Below are 18,890 nucleotides of genomic sequence, written 5' to 3' on the forward strand. Positions count from 1 at the left end.
GGCCACTACCGGAGCACTGCCAGGGCACTACTGGGCACTACTGGGCACTACTGGGCACTACTGGGCACTACTGGGCACTACTGGGCCACTGCCAAGCCACTGCCAAGCCACTGCAAAGCCACTACCCGGCCACTACTGAGCCACTACCAAGCCACTACCGGGCCGGCACAGCAAGACACACTTGATGCGCAATCGCCCGGTAACGGGCGGCGGTATCCCTGAGCGTCAGGCCGGCGAGCGAGCGTTGCGCGCGCGCCTGCCCCAGCGCAAGGACAATGGCGTCGGCATAGCTTTGCACGTTGTCGGTATCGACAAGCTGGACACACGGATAGCCGTTCGCGAATGCAAACGACGGAATCGTGCTGGCAACGATCGGAATGCCCGAAGCCAGCGCTTCAAGAAACGCCACGCTGTGCGCCTCGGAGCGCGACGGCATGGCGAACACGCTCGACTCCGACAGCACGCTCGCCACATCGGTGCGCGGCCCGGCAACCACGACACGGTCCGCCAGACCCAACTGGCCCACCAGCTCGATGACCGCACGCTGATAGCCGGGATCTTCAACCACGCCGTACAACATCAGGCGCGCGTCTTTCACCTGCTTGAGCACCTCGCTGAAGGCGCGCACCGTCAGAAGCTGATTCTTCACCGACGCATACCTGCCGATCTGCACGATCTGCGGCGCGCGGCCGCTGCGTTCCACACCGTCGGTGAAGACGAACCGTGCGAGGTCCACGCCGTTGGGAACGACCGTCATCGACGGATGCGGTCCGATGGCCTGCGCGTAGTCCGTCACGCCCTGCTGCGACACACCGATCACGGCCCGGGCACGTCCTGAGAGGATGTGTTCGACGCGCCGGAACAGCGGGCGCTCGAAGTCGTTGGTCGCCGAATGCATGACATAGACGACCGGCACGCGAAGCGGCAACGCGCGAGCGTAGAACGACGGAATCGTGGCGTGCGCGAAAATCACGTCCGGACGGAAGCTGCGCACCGTGAAAAACAGATTCCACAGCTTGCGGGCCGCGCGATGCCGCCGCAGCGGAAACCCGCACAGCACGCCGTGTTTCTGGAGTTCGTCCCGCAGCGGCATGAATTCCGCATGCGACGGCAACAGCGACGCGACGCACACCGCCATGCCGTCGGCGCGCTGATCGATGGCGAGATCCTTCGCGAGAACTTCGGCGCCGGACAGCCGCGGCGCCAGAACGAGATGAAGGACGCGCATCATGAGGCCCTTGCAGTCAGCGTTCGACACAGCATCCATGTCGCCGCGCAACCCAGACCGAGCGTCATCGACCACGCGATCCCCGTGACACCCCACCAGTGCGTCGCAAGAGGCGCGCTCACCAGCAGCACCACGACCTGAATCGCCGATGCGTGCACGGTCGCCTTCGCGTCGCCCACCGCGCGCAGATACGCGACCAGCACCGCGATCAACGCGCCGATCGCCATGTTGATCGCGAGGATTCTGAACAGCGGCACCGCGGGCAGCCACGCCGGACCGAGAATCAGCGAGAACAGCGGCTCGGCAATCAGCCTCAGCACTTCCACGAATCCCGCCAGACCCAGCGCGATCACCAGAAGATAGAGCTTGATCAGCCGCGACGCGCCGTGCGGATTCCTGCGATGATGCGCCGCGAACGTCGGGAACAGGTATTGCGACATGGCGATCGCGGCGTCCGCCAGCAGCATCTGCGCGAGGCGCGACGACATCTGATAGCTGCCCAGTTGCGTCGGCCCGAGCAGCTTGCCGACGACCACCTTGTCGAACTGATTCAGCAGCAGATTGATGACGCTGCTCGCCCAGATCCAGCGGCTGAAGCCGACGTAGTGACCGATGCCCGACCACACGGCGCGCACCGGTGGGCGCGGCTTCATCGTGAGCCACGTGAGCGTGCTTTTCAGCGTTTCGCCGGCCACCAGGCCGAGCAGCACCGAGGCCGCTCCGGCACCGAAATACGCAAGGGCGAGCCCGGCCGAACAATCGACGAACGCCGCCGCCACTTCGACACCGGCAATCTGCTGGAAGCGCCGCTCGCGCTGCACGACGAAGTAAGCGGGGGAAGCCAGGCCGCGCAACAGCGGCAGCGTCGCGGCGAGCTGCAGCAACACCAGCGAGCCGTCGAGGTGAAACTGGCTGCCCAGCACCGGCGCCAGCGCGACCAGCAGCAGCGAAATGAGCACACCGCGCGCCGTCAGCGTCGTCCATACCGCGCCGAGTTGCGAACGGGTCGGCGGAAGTTCGCCTTGAATGACCGCCTGCGCGAGGCCGGTGTCCGACAGCGCCTCGGCGATCGCGACTGCAAGCAGCGCCACGCTCACGCTGCCGATCGCCGCCGGTCCGAGCATCCGGCCAATCGCAAGAAACTTGATCGCGACCAGTCCACGCACGACGAACTGCTGCAGCAGCACCCAAGTCGCCGCACTCGCGCCGAAACTGGTCGCCATCGAAAGCGCCGGAAGCCTGGTCGCCCGCAAGCTGTTTCTCCGTGGAATCGGAACGGCGCTGAATCCGGCCAAGCAACGATTCAACGGAATCGCTGCGATGTGCCGCCGGCGCATAATCAGTGAGGTGCACCAGCCAGGCTGGCGACGTTTTCATCGAACTCCATTCAGGACCTTACCGCGAGAGAATCGGCGACAACCGCCATCAGCTAGGCCGCTTCAGCCGAAGCTATTGCGCTCTGGTACGTTGACCCACAAATCGGATCAGATTGACGGGTCCCCTCGCGCCGGCGATGCTAACGTTGATCCGCCAACGATCCGCGAGAGGATGCGCGCGAGCCGCCGTCCTGGCGCTTTTCCACAACGCACATGCCGTACATGCCGCACATGTCAACTGACGCGCTGGAACAAGACTACGTCCTGATTGTCGAGCCCAATCTCACCGGGCATCGCTGGCGTTATGTCGAGTGGACCATGCAGGCCTGTGCGGAAGCCGGCTATCCGTGCATTCTCGCCACCGAGTGTGCCAACGAGGATCATCGGCTCGCCCGGCAGATCATCGCCGCCGACCGGCGCGACACGGAAATCGCGTTTGTCGATCCGGAGGAGCGTCCCCGCGGCCTGTTGCGCGACCCCAACGAATACTGGCGCTTTCACCGCTATTTCAAGCGCGTGTACAAGATCGTCAGCCGCGCGCAACCGATCAGGCTCGTGGTCGTTCCGTACGTCGACTATTTCTTTTATGCGCTGCCGTTTCTCGGCTCGCCATTCGGCAAGACGCCGTGGATCGGTATCACGATGCGCGCGACCTTTCATCATCACAAGGTTGGCATCAAGGCGCCCGACCGTCCGTTGGTCAATGCGATCAAGGCGCAGCTCTTCAAACGCGCGGTGAGATCGGCGGGATTGCGCACGCTGCTCACCATCGATCCCACGCTGCCGGAGTGGTCGGCGCGCAGCGCATCGAAGTCGAGCGCGGCGATCGCCTACGTGGCGGACCCCTTTCCGGATGAGCATGCGGAAAACCCCGTGCTCGCCCGCGAACGGCTCGGACTGGACTCCGAACAGCGCTACCTGCTGGTGTACGGCGCCATCACCGAGCGCAAAGGCATCTACGAACTGGTCGAGGCGCTGACGCGTCTGGACAATGCCCCCACGCTGATCGTCGCCGGCGAGCAGGACGCGGGCACGCGCCATTTCATGCGCAACCATGTCCGCGGCCTGAAACCCGCACCGGTGATTCTCGACGCGTTCATCTCAAACGATCTCGAGCGCGATCTGTTCTCCGCCTGCGACGCCGTCTGGCTGGGTTACAAGGGACACTACGGAATGAGCGGCGTGCTCGTGCAGGCGTACCGCTTCGGCAAGCCGGTCATCGCGACCGAAGACGGGCTGATCGGCTGGTTCAGCCGGCGCTGTGAGCTGGGGCCGATATTGAGCGACCTGAGTACGGCGTCGATCGGCAAGGCCATCACCGAAGTCGCCACCTCGTGGCCGCATGCGCCGGAGGCCGTCCCGTCCGCTCGCGAAGATCTGCTGTCGCGGCATACGCTCGGGCAATTCAAGCAGACCTTGCTTCAGCAGATGGCCTGAAGCAGCGGCACATTTCAGCGCACCTCGGCACACGCCCGCAACCAGCGGCAATCAACGACAACCCACGACAACCCACGGCGACCCTCGGCAACCCGCGCGCAATCAGCCGGCCGGTTCGCTGCCCGCGCCCGGTTCGGCACGACGCCGCGCGGCGAGAACCGCGATGCGCGGATCGGCGGGCTCGGCGGTCGTGGTGGAACTGGGGGCGCCCTCGGCGGCCGGCCGCGCGGGTTGCCGATGCCGCGATGGCGGGCCTTCGGCGGCGAGCGCCTCTTCACGCACCGCACTGCTGCGCTTTTCCGGAAAGAGCGCGTTGCGCATGAGCAGGAACGGAAATTCGATCGCGCGCGTCGTCACGTAACCGATCAGGATGGCGAACGCGAACTGCGCGCTCAGTGCGAGAATCCACGTCAGGCTCGGCGCGAGGCCAAGCGCGGTCGCTTTGCGAATCAGCATGTCGCCGGGTGCGAGCGCAAGCGAATGCCATAGGTAGATGCCGTAAGAATAAAGGCCGACCCATGCGATCGCGCGATAGACCAGCGAAGAGCGAAGCGATCCTGAATGTTCGAGCACCAGCACGAGCAACGCGGCGAAGCCGAGCGCCTGAATCGTGTAGCCGATGCTTTCGTCCAGCACCAGATTTTTCGTGGCAAACGCCAGCCACATGCACAGCACGACGACCATGGCGATCAGCAATCCTGTGCGCTTCGCCAGCCGCTGATAGACGGCCGGTCTCATCCAGTAGACCGCGGACAGAATCACGCCGACCAGCAAACTGTCGATCCGGTACTGCGTGTAGGCGAAGGCGCCTTCCAGGTTTCCGTGCGCCACCGCGAAGCAGCGTGCCGTGAGCACCACCGCGCAGATCGCGGTCAGGATGCTGACGATGGTCCACACGCCCAGACGCCAGCGGGCGAACAGCAACAGGAGCGCCGGCAATACGAGGTAAAAGTGCTCCTCGACCGCGAGGCTCCAGGTCTGCGTAATCGAGGTGCCCAGATAGTTCTGCAGATGGACCAGGTTCTGGAACAGAAACGTATTCCACGGGTGGCGGCCTGCCAGCAGATGGAAAGCGAGCAGCACGTAATACGCGGGCCAGATGCGAAAGATTCGCCGGACGATAAAACGCCGTGCGTTGACGTGACCTTTTTCGGCGTACTGCCTGAGCAGGAGACCGCCCACCAGAAAGCCGCTCAGCGTGAAAAACAGATTCACGCCTTCACGTCCGAAATTTTTCAGCGGGTACTCAATAATCTGAAGTAGAAAGTTATTCGTATGGACAGCATGAAAGTGAAACCCCATCACCGCGATAATGGCAATGCCGCGCAGGAAATCGAGCTCGATTGCCCTGCCGGCTGTGACGGGTTTCGCGCTGCCGAATAATTTCATTTTCTTCTCCGCTGACACCCTGCGCGGGCCAATGTCCCCGAATGTCCCTTTTTGCATCTTCGGTGGCGTCACGCGTGCGTGCGCGCCAACATCAAGGCATTGCCCGACAACCTGAGGGCGGCAGGGTATCTCACGCAACAGTCGGCCTTTCCTCTGTCGCCAGAACCCAGGCAATCGGCGACGAAACCGGTAGGCGAAATTGGCAAGCCGGGATATTCCCGCACAATGAACTTACGCGAAACCGCCTGGTATAAACCAACGGCGCCGGGGAGGATCAGCAATGCGCCATCAGTATGCGACGTTGTGGGTTTGGATTTTTCTGTTACCGCTTGCGCTGGACTACAAAGCGACCGACGCCAACACAGGCCACTTCGCCCAGTTCGTGTTCGTCCTTCCTGTGCTGGTCGCCGGATTGAGCCTGGCGCTGATTGCGCCACGCTTTCACGACCGCTCGCGCCTGCGCACACTAGTTACCTTTAGCCTTCTCCTGTGCGTGCTCGGCAGCGTCGTCGCCCAGTTGGTGCAGGACAACGACACCGGCAACTATCTGCGTGTCCTGCTGCCGTTCCTGCTGTTCCTGCTGGGCTACGTGGTGGCCTGCCGTCCATGGAGCGAATATCGAATCTCGCAGTTCGAGAGAGCCCTGTTCGTCGCCAACACAATTAGCCTCGTGTTCACCTTGGTGTACGGCATGGCGACGAGCGGCGGTCTCGAGGAGGTCCGGTACCGGATCATCTCCGTCACGCTGCTCGGACTCCAGGGCGTGCTGCTGCACGAATTCGTCGTCGCGAAGCGCTTTTCTTTTTTTACGGTTGCGGTGTTCGCCTTCAGCGTGATCGTCGAGTTGCTGAGCGTCACACGCAGCTTGCTGGTGGGTACGGTGTTGCTGTTCCTGATCGCGATGGGACTGTGCGCGCCGACGGTTCAGCAGATCTGGCGCGCGCTCGCGCGCAGCCTGGTCGCCGGCGTGGTGATCGCCAGTGTGGCAGGCGTGGCGGCATTGAGCTTCCCCACCGTCACCCAGCACTGGACGCAGCGTATTTTCGCGTCGGAGGAAACCACCACCGGCAAGGACCCGACCACCATCACCCGGCTCGCCGAAATGCGCGATCAGTACGACCAGGTCACCGCCGACCCCGCGACGATGTTATTCGGCGCGGGCTTCGGACACTACTATCGCTACTCGCCCGTCTACCTGCCGGATCTCGCCGGCCAGATCAGCGAGAACGACTTCTATGCGATCAGGGAATGGGCGGCCGGTCATAACTTCTGGGTGTATCAGTTGTTCGCGGGCGGCCTGCTGTTCGGCATCGGCATGCCGCTTGCCATGTTGGCCGCGCTCGCGATCTGTTTTCTCTCCTATCGTCACTGGCGAGCGGTCGTGCCGGACGCGCCGATGCTCCCTGTACTCGGCCGGGCCATCATGCTGTTTGCCGCGCTGCCGGCTACGTCGATAGGCGGCAATCCGCTCGGACCGCGTTTCTCGGGACTGGTGTTCGGCATCGCGCTCGGCTTGATGATCGCGACGCATGCGCGGCTGCAACGCGCGCTCCCGGCGAGGCCGAAGCGGGTTCGCCGGCCGCAGCAGATGCGCCCGGTGGTCGTGCCCGAGTTGCCGGGCAGGATCCAGCCCGGCATGGGCCGCGCGGACCTCGCGGCAACCTTGGGCATCTCACGTTCGGCAAGCGCCGCGGCCGGGTCCGGCGGCTTCGGCCCGCTCGCGTCGTCCGGCACGCCGTCGACGACGCGCAGCGTCAATCGATCGAATCTCGCCCGATGAAAATCCTCCACCTGCTCGCAAGCGTCGACCCACGCGCCGGCGGCCCCGTAGAAGGCGTACGCCGCAGCGGCGTAGCGATGCAAGAAGCCGGACACCAGATCGAAGTGGCCACTTGCGACGCGCCGGGCGCCGCGTACCTCGCGGCCTTTCCGTTTCCGGTGCACGCCTTTGGCCCAGTCACCAACCGCTACAGCTACAGCGCGCACCTCGCGCGCTGGCTGCGCGCCAACGCACGCCGCTTCGACGCGGTGATCGTCCACGGCTTGTGGCAATACCACGGCCTTGCCGCGTGGAGGACGCTCAGAAGAAGCGAGGTGCCGTACTACGTGTACGTTCACGGCATGCTCGATCCGTGGTTCAAACAGTCGTATCCGCTCAAGCACCTCAAGAAATGGCTGTATTGGCCATGGGCCGAATACCGTGTGCTGCGCGACGCGCGCGCCGTCATCTTCACGACGGAAGAAGAGCGCACTCGCGCGCGGCAATCGTTCTGGCTATACCGGGCCAATGAACGGATCGTGCCGTTCGGCACGACGGTTCCTTCGCTCGACGCCGGCTCCGTACGCGAAGCGTTCCTGCAAGCCGTGCCGGGTTTGCGCGGCAAACGCATCGTGCTGTTTCTCGGCCGCGTGCACGCCAAGAAAGGCTGCGATCTGCTGATCGAGGCCTTCGCGCGCATCGCCGGCCACGATCCGGCATTGCATCTCGTCATCGCGGGACCCGACGAGACCGGCTGGGTTGCGCAGTTGCGCGCGCAGGCAGCCGCGGCCGGCGTCGCGCATCGGCTCAGCCTGCCGGGCATGCTGCAAGGCGATCTCAAGTGGGGCGCGTTTCACGCAAGCGACGTCTTCGTCCTGCCGTCGCACCAGGAGAACTTCGGCGTGGCGGTTGCAGAAGCGCTCGGCTGCGGGCTGCCCGCGCTGATCTCCGATAAGGTCAACGTCTGGCGCGAGATCGAAGCGGACGGCGCGGGCCTCGTCGCTGCCGACACGATCGACGGCACCGAACAGAACCTCGTGCGCTGGTATGAACTCGACGACGACGCCCGGCAGAACATGCGCGCGCAAGCACGCCGCACTTTCCATGCGCGCTTCCGGATCGAAACCATGGTCGGCGCGTTGACGGCTCTGCTTGACAGCAGAGGCAGCGCCGAGCTGCGCGAACCTACGCTCGCCGCTCTGCGAGAAGCGACCCAGCAAAGCCAGTGAGAGGATGCGCGCGGCATCCCGTCAGCGGCCGGGTCGCTGTTCCTTCCGGGTCACTGTTCCTTCATCAACGGCGTCAACGAAGAGGCTGCGATCGGCAAGGTGTCGATTTTGACCTGGGTCGGCATCGTCATCATGCCGCTGTTGGCCACCACGTCCGGCGTATCGAGTTGCCGGACCAGATGCCCGGCGAGGCGCAGCGAAAGCGCGGCAATCGTGATGGTCGGAAAGTTCGCGCCGACCGTCGGAAAGACCGAACTGCCGGCCACATAAAGATTGCCGATCCCGTGCACCTTGCAGTCGCGATCGACCACGCCTTCGCGCGGCGAATCGTGCATGCGCGTCGTGCCCATGTGGTGCCACGTTCCCTCCAGCTTCGCGGGCCAGGGACGGCCCTCGAGCGGCGCGTCGAGTTCGACGTCCGCAATCCCGGCCATCTGCAACTCCTGCGCAAGCAACGCGAAGGTTCTGTCGAACGTGCGCTGGACCTGGGCGCCAAGCCGCCATTCCACCTTGACGCGCGGCATGCCCAACTGGTCGCGCTGATTGCACAAGGTCACGCGGCTGTCGCGATTGGGCTCCGCTTCGACGATGGCCTGCAGCGTCACACCGGTAATGAGCGCCGGCCACTGATACAGCCGCGTCAAGCCGTAGCCCACGGTGTCGAGCGGATGCGACGCCATGGTGATGAGGTCGGCCTTCAGGCTGCGGCCCGGCTGGTCTTTGGACAACAGCGCTTCCTTGCAGCGGATCAGCGCCTCGGACCCTTTGCTGCCCTCGCCGTAAAAGCGCGAGTAGAGCCATACGCGCGAATTGAGCAATTTCTCGCGCTCCATCAGTTCCTGCTTCGGCGCGAATTGCGAGGAGATCTTCGTGCCGTGCGCGGAGACCGCGGCATTCTGATAGTGGTACTTGATGTCATACAGTTTGTTGCGCGCGAGTCCTGGGCGAAAACGCACTGTCCCCGACATCATCCGCGGATGGTCCATGAAGAAGCGGCCCACCAGATCGTTGCCATTGCCGAGGCCCGCGGCCTGGACATTGTTCGATGCGAGCAGCAGCCGCGCGTTCTCGATGCCGCCCGTCGCCAGCACGAAGATCTTGCTCACCACCGACATCCTGCGTCCGCCGAGCGTCGCCACCTGGACGCGCGAAATGCTCGACGCCTGGGCGTCGGCGTCGATGTTCAGCACGTTCGCATACAGGAACACCCGCACGCGCGACGAACGGGACAGCTCGTCGCGATACAGCTTGCCGAAGCGCACAGGCGGGCTGAACTGGGCCACGGTGTCGCGCATGTCGCCGGTCGCGAGCGGAATGCGGCGCACGTCGTGGCGGCCGATTTCGCGCTCCCAGTAAGCGGGGTCGAAATTTTGCGGGCCGAGCTTCAGCAGCTCGTGCGTGCGCGCGTAATACGGCGCCAGTTCGTCGAGACCGAAGGGCCAGCCGCTGTGCGGTATCCAGTCGCGCTTCTCGAAGTCCCATGGATCCAGCGGGCGGCACCATCCGCCCCAGCAATTGCTGCTGCCGCCGAAGTAGCGGCTACGGGAACCGTCCGCGAATGAATACGGAAGACCGGCGTTCTCACCGCGATAGAGATCGCGCGTTTCGTCGTCGGGGCCAAAGCCGCCGCTTTCGAGCATGCAGGTGTCCACCCCCGCCCTCGCCATCTCGAGTGCGAGCGTGATGCCCGCCACTCCGCCGCCAACGATGCAGACTGCCGCCTCGATGACCGTGTTCTGTTCGACGTTGCGAGTATCGATAAACATCCCAGCTCCCCATCTTTCTTCATGCAATTCTCGAGTACGTGGTTGCTTGCCGGTCCGGCTGGATGAGCCGCCGGGCCGGCAAGCAACCACGCACACGCCGTCGGCGCGCCGTCACCGGCGCCACAGCGGGCATCGAGCGGCAAGCGTCGATCGACAAACCCGTTGCGGCCGCCGACATCCGGCGAGCAACGACCTCGGCCTCCTCAGCGTAATGACGCTGCGGTTCTGTATCTGTGCTTCAGGCCACGGAATCGAAGCGATTCCTGATGAAGCGGCATGGATTGCCGCCATACACGCCGCCCGGCGCGAGCGAGCGATGCACGACGGACAAAGGCGTCACCACGGCCGAACGGCCGATCGTCACGCCCATCTGCACGACACACTTCGACGTAATCCAGACACCGTCCTCGATGACGATAGGGGCCACGCGCAGATCCATCGTGCTGCGCATGTCGTGAGATCCGGCGCTCAGCAACGTACCCTGCGAGATGCAGACGTTCGAGCCGATGCGGATCATGGCCTGGTTGTAGATCCAGACGTCGACGCCGAACCAGCAGTTCTCGCCCACCTCGAGATTCCACGGCGCCTTCACGCGCAGCGGATGCACGAACCGGCACCCGGTGCCGATCTTCGCGCCGAACAGCCGTAGCAGCGCGACGCGGATGAATGAAAGGGGCAGCAGCTTGTTGTTGATCACACAGGCTTCAACGACAAACCAGATGAGTTCGATGAGAATGCCGCGCTTCGCGCGGTAGTTTCCCTTCCCGGCAAGACTCAGATCGATGACGCGGCCGTTTTCGCGCACGCCGTTCACGTCCGGCGCAGCGGGTGCGTCGGGTACGTCCGGTACTTCCGGCATGCGGCCGATCTGCGGATCGTCGGCTACGTTACCCATCAGTTCTCTCCTGACGCGCGCGGTAGTAAACATACCCATCTGTACCGCGCGTGGTGCCATTATGTTGCGGCGCCCGGCGACGCTTTGCGCTATGGCCGTCCGGGGAGGCCTTTTGGCGGCTACATGCGTGCTGCGTGGCGCACGATAGGCTTATCGCGACCGCATCTGTCCGGGGACTACGATGAACACTTCGCTTCGTCATGCCGTTACCTCGCTGTTCGCCGCCATTGCTTCGTGCGTATGCGCCGCCCCGGCGCTCGCCCAGGGGGCCGCCGGCGCACCGGCCGCACCCGCTGCGCGCGCGGCGGCTCCTGCTCCCGGCTACGGCGGCAACGCCATGGCGCCGAAAAAAGATGGCCGGGCGGCTCATCGTGCGAGCGAAGAGCAGTTGCTCGGCGCTCCACAGGAATACGGCAGCCCGACCGACTTGCCGCGGCGCAATACCGTCGACGCCCAGCAGGCGGCCCTGCTCGACGAGCAGCGCATGAGCATGACCGCCACGGGTCCGGGCGGGCAGCCGGCGCCGCTCAAAGGTCAACGCAACAAGGCGCCGCTCGCGGCCGCCAACGGCAAAGCGCGCGGCGCCGCCCAGGCCCGTCCGAACGCGAACGACGCCATGCTGCCCGCAGCAGCGGCGAAGACCACCTACGCCGACCCGTACGACCTCACCGGCACCGGCAAGCGCGGCGTTTACCGCTCTCCGTGGTGATGTCGCCTTCATAACCGCGCCGTGTGCCGGATCAATCCGGCGCGGCTTCCTCCGCGGTGGCGGGCTTGGCCCGCGTTGCAGTTGCCGTCGTCGTCGCCGCCGAAGCAGTCGAAGGTCCCGGGACAAAACGCGTTGCCGGGCTTTTTGCGCGTTGTTCCGCCCCCGCCGCACGGACCAGCATGGCAAGCCGCTCTTCGAGCGTACGGATCGTCGCCTGCGGCGACAGCGCGCGCTCGGCATACTCGCGTGCAGCGAGGCCCAGTTCCGCACGGCGCTGCGGATTGCTGGCCAACGCGCTGATCGCCGCTGCAAGCGCAGGCACGTCGTCGGGCGGCACCACCACGCCACGTGGCGCCACTTCGTCGAATAGGCCCGTACCTCGACGGGCCATCGCCACGATGGCCCGTCCGCTTGCGAACATGCCGGTGAGCTTGGACGGCATCACCAGATCCGCTGCATCGCCGCGCTGCGGCAACACGTGGATATCGGCGAGGTTGAGCAATTCGTTCAAACGCTCCGCCGGTTGCAACGGAATGAAAATGCAGTTCGACAATGCCGCGCAGCGTTCGAGCAAACCCTGTTTCGCGGCCCCGCTGCCGCAGAAAACGAACGTGAGGTCGGGGCGTACGGCGAGCAATGCCGCCGCGTCGGCGAGCGTTTCGATGCCCTGCTTCGCGCCCATGTTGCCCGAGTACAGAACCACCTTCTGTCCGCGCGGAATATGCAACTGGCGCCGATATTCGCTCGCTTGCGCGAGCGGAAAAATCTTCGAGGCGTCGACCCAGTTGGGCAGGCACACGATCCGCGTCGGGTCCACGCCCTTCATCAGCGCGCGCGTGATCATCTGCCTGGAAATCGACGACACCGCATCGAAGCGCCGCAGCAATGCGCTTTCGATCCAGCGCGCGAAGCGGGCGCCGCGCGGGCTCTTCAGCAGACCGAGATCGAAAGCCGCGTCGACCTCGTAGTCCTGAATATGCAGCCACGCGCTCGCCTGTGCGATGCGCGCCAGCGCGAGCGCGCCGGGCGCGCACATCAGCGTCGGGGCAATCAGCACGACCGCATCGGGACGCCATCGCGCCTGCATGGCAAGCAGCGGCAACGAGGTCGTCGCGAAACTCGCGAGATGCGCCATCCGCTTCACGCCGCTGGGCCGCGACGGCACCCATAGCGGCGCGCGCCAGACCGTCACGCCGTCGCGCATTTCGCGGCGGAACCGCCACCACGAATAGCCCGCGGCAATCCGCCATTCCGGGTAATAAGGCGGTGCGCACACCACGCGAACCTCGTGCCCGCTGCCGGCCAGAAGCGCAGCCATTTCGGCCGTGTACTTGCCCGTCCCGGTCAGTTCAGGCGCGTAGTTGAGGCCGTATATCAGAATCTTCATGGTGGCAGCCAGAACGTGTTGGAGCTTCGCTTACGCGACTCGACCGGGCAATGCGCGTCAGTCGCTCAGCATCAGCGCGCAGCCTCGCGCAATATTGGCGGCGGCCGAAGGCGGATCGAAGCGGCGAATCACGTCCATGCAGCGGCGCGCGGTGCCGCCCGCGTCGGCGAAAGCCTCGATCGCCTTGAGCATCGTGCGCTGCAATGCGGCGACATCGCCGGCGGTGAACGCATAACCGCTGACGCCGTCGATCACGAGCTCCGGCACGCAGCCGCAACTCTCGCTGACGACAGCCGGGCAGCCATGCGCGAGCGCTTCGTTGACAACCAGTCCCCACGGCTCGCTATAGCTCGGCAGCACGAGGCAGGTCGCGCCGTAGTACTCGTGTGTGAGCGGTTCGTCCTGCAGACTGCCGGCGAAGGTCACGGCCGTGCCGAGCTCGAGTTCGGCGACCTTCGCGTGCAGGACCTCTGTCATCGGCCCGGTGCCGACAATGCGCAATTTCGCGGCCGGAATCCGCCGCCGCAATCCGGCGAAGGCTTCGATCAGCGTGCCGATGCCCTTCTCCTCGGAGAGACGGCCGACATACAGGAACACCGGCGGATTGCCGGCACGGCTCGCGACTCGATCGACCAGCGCGCGCTCCGGCGAAAACGACCCGGGCAACGCGGCGGCCTGGCACGGCACGAAAATCTTGTCCCGCTTGGCGCCGAGCGACAGCAGATATTCACGGCTGCGCTCGCCGAAACCGAAGTAGCCGTCGCAGAGCGAAAAGAACACCCGTTTCGGGATCGACGTGAGGAGCCGCTTGGGCCGATCGCGCGCGGTCGAATCGACGAACACCGCGCGCCGCTTGCCGGTCACGATGCACGCCGCCAGCATCGCCCAGTATTCCGGACGGTGATAGCCCGGCAGGATGATCAGATCCGACTTGGCGCGCAGCACTTCCCACGTGAGCCGCGCGATCATCTTCAGCGTGGGCACGTCTTCATAGCAGCCGTCGAACAGTTTTTGCATCGGATAGCGATGATACGAATAGTCGACGTCGGAAAAGCCGACCCGGTCGTGCTCCGTATCCGCGATCTGGACCATGGAGTAGCGAATCGCTCCGGATGCCGAAATTTTGTGCAACGCAGAGAACACGACACCTTTATGGCGCGACCATACGACATTGTGGAAGATCGTGACTGACGCTGTCATTTGTGTGCCACCCCTCGAAAAATCGTCTTTTTGCCCGTTGCGCGCACTGCCCGCGCGAAGAGCCCCAAGCGTTCCTGAAGATCCGAAAACAGCGCTCGGCAGCTCGCCGTGCCCGCCTAGGCCTGCAAGGCGGCAGCGGGCGTCGAGCCGGCGCGTGATGCAACGAAATCACGATAAGTAGCCGCGATGCCCTGCTCGAGGCCGATCGTCGCGTGCCAGTTCATCCCCGCCAGCCGCGACACGTCGAGCAGCTTGCGCGGCGTGCCGTCCGGCTTGGACGTATCGAATACGAGTTCCCCCTCGAAGCCGACGACCCTGTTGATGCATTCGGCGAGTTCGCGTATCGACAGGTCGTCGCCGACGCCGACGTTGAACAGGCCCTCGGTCACGTTGTGCTCGAGGATGAAGAGCGTCGCCGCCGCCAGATCGTCGACGTGCAGAAACTCGCGGCGCGGCGTGCCCGACCCCCACACCGTCAACGTGGCGGCGCCGCTCACTTTCGCTTCGTGCGCCTTGCGCAGCAGGGCCGGCAATACGTGGCTGCTGTTCAGGTCGTAGTTGTCGTTCGGGCCGTACAGATTGGTCGGCATCAACGCGACGAACTGGGTGTTGTACTCGCGGTTATAGGCGTCGCACAGCTTGAGGCCGGCGATCTTCGCGATCGCATACGCGTCGTTGGTCGGTTCGAGCGCCGAAGTCAGCAGATACTCTTCGCGAATCGGCTGCGGGCATTGCTTCGGATAAATGCACGACGAGCCGAAGAACACCAGCCGCTCGACGTGGGCCCGATACGCGGCATGGATCACGTTGGTTTCGATCACGAGGTTTTCGTAGATGAATTCGCCAGGTCTCGTCGCATTGGCGAGAATGCCGCCCACCCGCGCGGCCGCCAGCAGCACGACATCGATCTGCTCGTCCTCGAAGAAGCGATTCACGGCCGCCTGATCCGTGAGATCGAGTTCCGCCCTGGAACGCGTGACGATGTCGCGATAGCCGTCGGCGAGGAGGCGCCGAACCAGCGCGGAACCGACCATGCCGCGGTGGCCCGCGACGAAGATGCGTGCGTGTTTGTTCATCGCCATCACTCGTGGTGTTCCAGTGTCGTGAAGCCGGCCAGCGTGACGAGCGCATCGCGTCTCGCGATCTGGTAATCGGCGCGCACCATTTCCTTGACGAGCGCGCTGAACGGCGTGGTCGGCCGCCAGCCGAGACGCGCGTGCGCTTTCGACGGATCGCCGAGCAGCGTCTCGACTTCCGCCGGCCTGAAGTAGCGCGGATCGACGCGCACCACCACATCGCCCGGCGACATCTTGATTTCGCGTCCCTCGACCTTCTCGACAATCCCGACCTCATCCACGCCGGTGCCTTCGAAGCGCACCGTCGCGCCCAGTTCAGCGGCGGCATGCTGAACGAATTCGCGCACGCTGTACTGCACGCCGGTGGCGATCACGTAATCCTCCGGCTGCTCCTGTTGCAGCATGCGCCATTGCATCTCGACGTAATCGCGTGCATGGCCCCAGTCGCGCAGCGCCGACAGATTGCCGAGGTACAGCGTCTTCTGCATGCCCACGGCAATACGCGCCATGGCGCGCGTGATCTTGCGCGTCACGAAGGTCTCGCCGCGCACCGGCGATTCGTGATTGAACAGAATGCCGTTGCACGCGTAGAGCCCATAGGCCTCGCGGTAATTGACGGTCGTCCAGTAGGCAAAGAGCTTGGCGACCGCATAGGGGCTGCGCGGATAGAACGGCGTCGTCTCCGATTGCGGAATCTGCTGCACCAGACCGTACAGCTCCGAGGTCGAGGCCTGATAAAAGCGCGTCTTGTGCTGAAGCCCCAGAATCCGGATCGCTTCGAGAATGCGCAAGGCGCCGAGGCCGTCCGCGTTGGCCGTGTATTCGGGTTCCTCGAACGACACCGCCACGTGGCTCTGGGCCGCGAGGTTGTAGATTTCGTCCGGCTCGACGCGCTGGATCACCCGCAGGATGCTCGTCGAGTCGGTCAGGTCGGCGTGATGCAGGAAGAGCCTCTGCTCCGGGTCGTGTGGATCGCGGTAAAGATGATCGATCCGGTCGGTGTTGAACAGCGATGACCTGCGTTTGATGCCATGCACGTCGTAGTCCTTGGCGAGCAGCAGCTCAGCCAGGTACGACCCGTCCTGTCCAGTGATGCCGGTAATCAGCGCGACCTTGCGTTTCATGAAGCATTCTCCTTGGTGAACGTTTCGAACCCCTTGTCGCAGCGCGGTTGAACGGTGGTGGTCGGCCGCTGGCCGCCGTTTCAACCCGCGATGCTGTCGTATCCGTAGTAGCCGCCGTGATAGCCCGAACCGAGGAATGCCCCTTCCTGCGGCACGTCGGTGAGCAGCACGCCTTTGAGCGACACCCCGCCGTTATGCAGCCGCTTGGCGGTTTCGGATATCTCGTTCAATGGATGGCGGCCGTAGCGCACCACCAGCAGCGCCGTGCCAGCGTATTTGCCGATCACGGTCGAGTCGGTCACCGCGAGCACGGGCGGCGTGTCGACGATGATGAGGTCGTACCTCGACTTCAAATCGTCGAGCATCATCTCGAAGCGTTTGCTCATCAGCAGCTCGGATGGATGCGCGGGCAGCGTGCCCTTGGCCAGCACGTCGAGTCCCGGCAGGACGTCGCGCTGGATCATGGCATGCAGATCGCCGCCGCTCAGCACATCCGAGAGCCCCGGCTGGTGTCCGATACCGAAATGCGAATGGACGTCGCCGCGCCGCATGTCGCCGTCGATGATCAGCACGCGCTTGTTCGCGGACGCGACCAGCGCCGACAGATTCACCGACAGGAACGACTTGCCGGTATCGGGCCTCGAGCCGGTGATCATCACGACGTTGTTGTCGGCATGGTCGAGCGACAGTTGCAACGAAGTCCGCAGATTGCGCACGCCTTCCACGGCGATGTCCTGCGGCGCCTGCTCGGCCAGCACGTGCAGCCCGCGGCGGCGCAGCATGACGTTTTCCTGCAGCCGCAGCTGATGCTGGCTTCTCGGCACCACGGCGAACACCGGCACGCCGAGCACGGCCTCGATTTCGTCCGGACGCTCCACGCCGCCATACATCGCGCGCTTGAAGAAGGTCAGCATGATGCCGATCAGCAAGCCGCCGCCGAGCGAGATCAGGATCGCCAGCACGCGCTTCGGACGCACCGGTTCGTCCGGCGCCTCGGCAAAATCCACCACACGCACGCTGCCCACCTGGCCGGCTTTCGCCACCCTGAGTTGCTGCGCGCTGTTGAGCAGGTTGGTATAGAGCTCCGTGTCGACGTGCACGTCGCGCAACAGCCGCAACGCCGTCTGTTCGGTATCCGGCATCACGGCCACGCTTCGATTCATGTTGTTCTGGGCACCCTGCAAGGCCGCGATCTGTGCGTCGAGTGCCGCTACTGCCGGGTGATTCGCCGTAAAGCGGGTCGACATCTCCGCGCGCTGCTGCTGCAGATCGAGCAGCTTGGTCTTGTTGTCGACGATCTGCTGCAGCAACAGCCGGCTTTCTTCGCCGAGATCGACCGTGCCGTGCGTGTTGCGGAACTTGTTATAGCGCTGCTCGGCGTCGTCGAGTTCCTTGCGCAAGCCGGGCAGTTGCTGATCGAGGAACGCCAGCATGTGCTCGGCCTCGGTCGAGCGGCTGTCCACATCCTGGCGGATGAATTGGCGCGCCATGCTGTTGACGATGTTCGCGGTCAACGCGCTGTCGCCGCCTTCGAGGCTCGCGCGAATCACGCCGGACTGAAGCGTGGTTTCCGCGACCACCAGCGCCTTTTGCAGCCGGTCGACGGTGCTCAGCGTCGAGGCACGCGACAGTTCGAAGCGCGCCCCGGCGGGTCCGACCAGCGCATCGACGTGCAGCGCAATCGGGCCGTCGGCGGTATCGGTCTGCACGGTCTCGCCGACGCGCCCCGAGAGAATGGCGATACCGTTCCTGTCGCGCAACACATACGATCCATCATTGCCTTTGATCAGCGTGAAGGTCGTGTCGTAAAGCTCCTTCGCGGTGTCGAAGCGAGACACGGCGATACGCTCGCTGCCCCACGCGTAACCGGACAGGTTGATGAACGAAGGCAGCCTGAAGCCCCACTGCCCATTCACCAGACCGGCAAGCATCCCGCCGATGAACGGCAGATAGCGCGGTGTCGCCGTGATGTCGAGGTGCAGCGCCCTGACGGTTTCCTCGGTGACCAGACGCGACTTCAGCAACTCGATCTCCGCCGCCGTCGACGGTTTGGTGTCGAACATCCCGGTGAGCGGCGGCAAAGAATCCTTGCCGTTGGCGTTGTTGTTGCCCGTCTTGTCCTCGACATGGAACAGCACGTCCGCGCGGTAAGTCGGCGGGGCGAGAAACGCGTAGGCGCACCCCAGCGCCAGCGCGACCAGCATCGCCATCACGATCGTGCGCCAGCCACGCACAATCGTGCGCAGATAGTCCGACAGGTGCAGCTCATCCTGCGCGGACACGTCTGTGTAGCGGTTTTCGAAGTTGATTGCCAT

At 64.4% G+C, this 18,890-nt stretch carries 14 protein-coding genes; 4 read left to right on the forward strand and 10 right to left on the reverse strand.

What is annotated here, in order from left to right:
* Positions 1–154 precede the first annotated feature (154 nt).
* Positions 155–1,228: a glycosyltransferase family 4 protein gene (locus tag DLM46_RS32725; protein WP_115107922.1), complete on the reverse strand. Its 1,074-nt coding sequence runs from the start codon at positions 1,226–1,228 to the stop codon at positions 155–157.
* Positions 1,228–2,481, reverse strand: coding sequence for an oligosaccharide flippase family protein (locus tag DLM46_RS32730; protein WP_115107925.1), 1,254 nt, complete (start codon positions 2,479–2,481; stop codon positions 1,228–1,230). The genes DLM46_RS32725 and DLM46_RS32730 overlap by 1 nt, the downstream gene beginning before the upstream one ends.
* 354 nt (positions 2,482–2,835) lie before the next feature.
* Here DLM46_RS32730 and DLM46_RS32735 point away from each other — a divergent pair, with 354 nt between their 5' ends.
* Positions 2,836–4,041 carry a glycosyltransferase gene (locus DLM46_RS32735; RefSeq protein ID WP_115107927.1) on the forward strand — a complete coding sequence of 402 codons (1,206 nt, stop codon included), beginning with the start codon at positions 2,836–2,838 and terminating at the stop codon, positions 4,039–4,041.
* 102 nt (positions 4,042–4,143) lie between these two features.
* On the opposite strand, the gene DLM46_RS32740 is transcribed toward DLM46_RS32735, so the two are convergent.
* Positions 4,144–5,430, reverse strand: a complete 1,287-nt coding sequence (locus DLM46_RS32740) for an acyltransferase family protein (RefSeq protein ID WP_115107872.1) — start codon at positions 5,428–5,430, stop codon at positions 4,144–4,146.
* A gap of 280 nt (positions 5,431–5,710) precedes the next feature.
* On the opposite strand from DLM46_RS32740, the gene DLM46_RS32745 reads away from it, so the two are divergent.
* Positions 5,711–7,210 (forward strand): hypothetical protein, encoded by a 1,500-nt coding sequence (locus DLM46_RS32745; protein WP_115107874.1) that lies wholly within the window; start codon positions 5,711–5,713, stop codon positions 7,208–7,210.
* Entirely contained in the window at positions 7,207–8,418 is a 1,212-nt protein-coding gene (locus tag DLM46_RS32750; RefSeq protein WP_115107877.1) for a glycosyltransferase, read from the forward strand. The genes DLM46_RS32745 and DLM46_RS32750 overlap by 4 nt, the downstream gene beginning before the upstream one ends.
* A 50-nt stretch (positions 8,419–8,468) precedes the next feature.
* On the opposite strand, the gene DLM46_RS32755 is transcribed toward DLM46_RS32750, so the two are convergent.
* Positions 8,469–10,184: an FAD-dependent oxidoreductase gene (locus DLM46_RS32755; protein WP_115107879.1), complete on the reverse strand. Its 1,716-nt coding sequence runs from the start codon at positions 10,182–10,184 to the stop codon at positions 8,469–8,471.
* 238 nt (positions 10,185–10,422) lie between these two features.
* Positions 10,423–11,079, reverse strand: coding sequence for an LbetaH domain-containing protein (locus DLM46_RS32760; RefSeq protein ID WP_115107882.1), 657 nt, complete (start codon positions 11,077–11,079; stop codon positions 10,423–10,425).
* A 181-nt stretch (positions 11,080–11,260) separates the two neighbouring features.
* On the opposite strand from DLM46_RS32760, the gene DLM46_RS32765 reads away from it, so the two are divergent.
* Entirely contained in the window at positions 11,261–11,788 is a 528-nt protein-coding gene (locus DLM46_RS32765; RefSeq protein WP_115107884.1) for a hypothetical protein, read from the forward strand.
* A 31-nt stretch (positions 11,789–11,819) separates the two neighbouring features.
* Here the strand turns inward: DLM46_RS32765 and DLM46_RS32770 are convergent, their stop codons facing one another.
* The 5 genes from DLM46_RS32770 to DLM46_RS32790 form a co-directional block, all read right to left on the reverse strand.
* Positions 11,820–13,175 carry a glycosyltransferase WbuB gene (locus DLM46_RS32770; protein WP_115107887.1) on the reverse strand — a complete coding sequence of 452 codons (1,356 nt, stop codon included), beginning with the start codon at positions 13,173–13,175 and terminating at the stop codon, positions 11,820–11,822.
* Positions 13,176–13,232: 57 nt separating this feature from the next.
* Complete coding sequence (locus DLM46_RS32775; RefSeq protein ID WP_115107889.1) at positions 13,233–14,375, reverse strand: glycosyltransferase family 4 protein; 1,143 nt, start codon at positions 14,373–14,375, stop codon at positions 13,233–13,235.
* A gap of 116 nt (positions 14,376–14,491) precedes the next feature.
* Complete coding sequence (locus DLM46_RS32780) at positions 14,492–15,451, reverse strand: GDP-L-fucose synthase family protein (protein ID WP_115107930.1); 960 nt, start codon at positions 15,449–15,451, stop codon at positions 14,492–14,494.
* A gap of 5 nt (positions 15,452–15,456) precedes the next feature.
* Entirely contained in the window at positions 15,457–16,575 is a 1,119-nt protein-coding gene (gene gmd / locus DLM46_RS32785) for a GDP-mannose 4,6-dehydratase (RefSeq protein WP_115107891.1), read from the reverse strand.
* 80 nt (positions 16,576–16,655) lie between these two features.
* Entirely contained in the window at positions 16,656–18,890 is a 2,235-nt protein-coding gene (locus DLM46_RS32790) for a polysaccharide biosynthesis tyrosine autokinase (protein WP_115107894.1), read from the reverse strand.

Source organism: Paraburkholderia lacunae, from assembly GCF_003353175.1.
In the GTDB taxonomy this organism is placed as follows: Bacteria; Pseudomonadota; Gammaproteobacteria; order Burkholderiales; family Burkholderiaceae; genus Paraburkholderia; species Paraburkholderia lacunae.

Coding starts and splice junctions, on each gene's coding strand:
- DLM46_RS32765 (WP_115107884.1), top strand. CDS start 11,261: ATGAACACTTCGCTTCGTCATGCCGTTACCTCGCTGTTCGCCGCCATT.
- DLM46_RS32740 (WP_115107872.1), bottom strand. CDS start 5,430: ATGAAATTATTCGGCAGCGCGAAACCCGTCACAGCCGGCAGGGCAATC.
- gmd (WP_115107891.1), bottom strand. CDS start 16,575: ATGAAACGCAAGGTCGCGCTGATTACCGGCATCACTGGACAGGACGGG.
- DLM46_RS32775 (WP_115107889.1), bottom strand. CDS start 14,375: ATGACAGCGTCAGTCACGATCTTCCACAATGTCGTATGGTCGCGCCAT.
- DLM46_RS32790 (WP_115107894.1), bottom strand. CDS start 18,890: ATGGCAATCAACTTCGAAAACCGCTACACAGACGTGTCCGCGCAGGAT.
- DLM46_RS32770 (WP_115107887.1), bottom strand. CDS start 13,175: ATGAAGATTCTGATATACGGCCTCAACTACGCGCCTGAACTGACCGGG.
- DLM46_RS32745 (WP_115107874.1), top strand. CDS start 5,711: ATGCGCCATCAGTATGCGACGTTGTGGGTTTGGATTTTTCTGTTACCG.
- DLM46_RS32760 (WP_115107882.1), bottom strand. CDS start 11,079: ATGGGTAACGTAGCCGACGATCCGCAGATCGGCCGCATGCCGGAAGTA.
- DLM46_RS32735 (WP_115107927.1), top strand. CDS start 2,836: ATGTCAACTGACGCGCTGGAACAAGACTACGTCCTGATTGTCGAGCCC.
- DLM46_RS32750 (WP_115107877.1), top strand. CDS start 7,207: ATGAAAATCCTCCACCTGCTCGCAAGCGTCGACCCACGCGCCGGCGGC.
- DLM46_RS32725 (WP_115107922.1), bottom strand. CDS start 1,228: ATGCGCGTCCTTCATCTCGTTCTGGCGCCGCGGCTGTCCGGCGCCGAA.
- DLM46_RS32755 (WP_115107879.1), bottom strand. CDS start 10,184: ATGTTTATCGATACTCGCAACGTCGAACAGAACACGGTCATCGAGGCG.
- DLM46_RS32780 (WP_115107930.1), bottom strand. CDS start 15,451: ATGAACAAACACGCACGCATCTTCGTCGCGGGCCACCGCGGCATGGTC.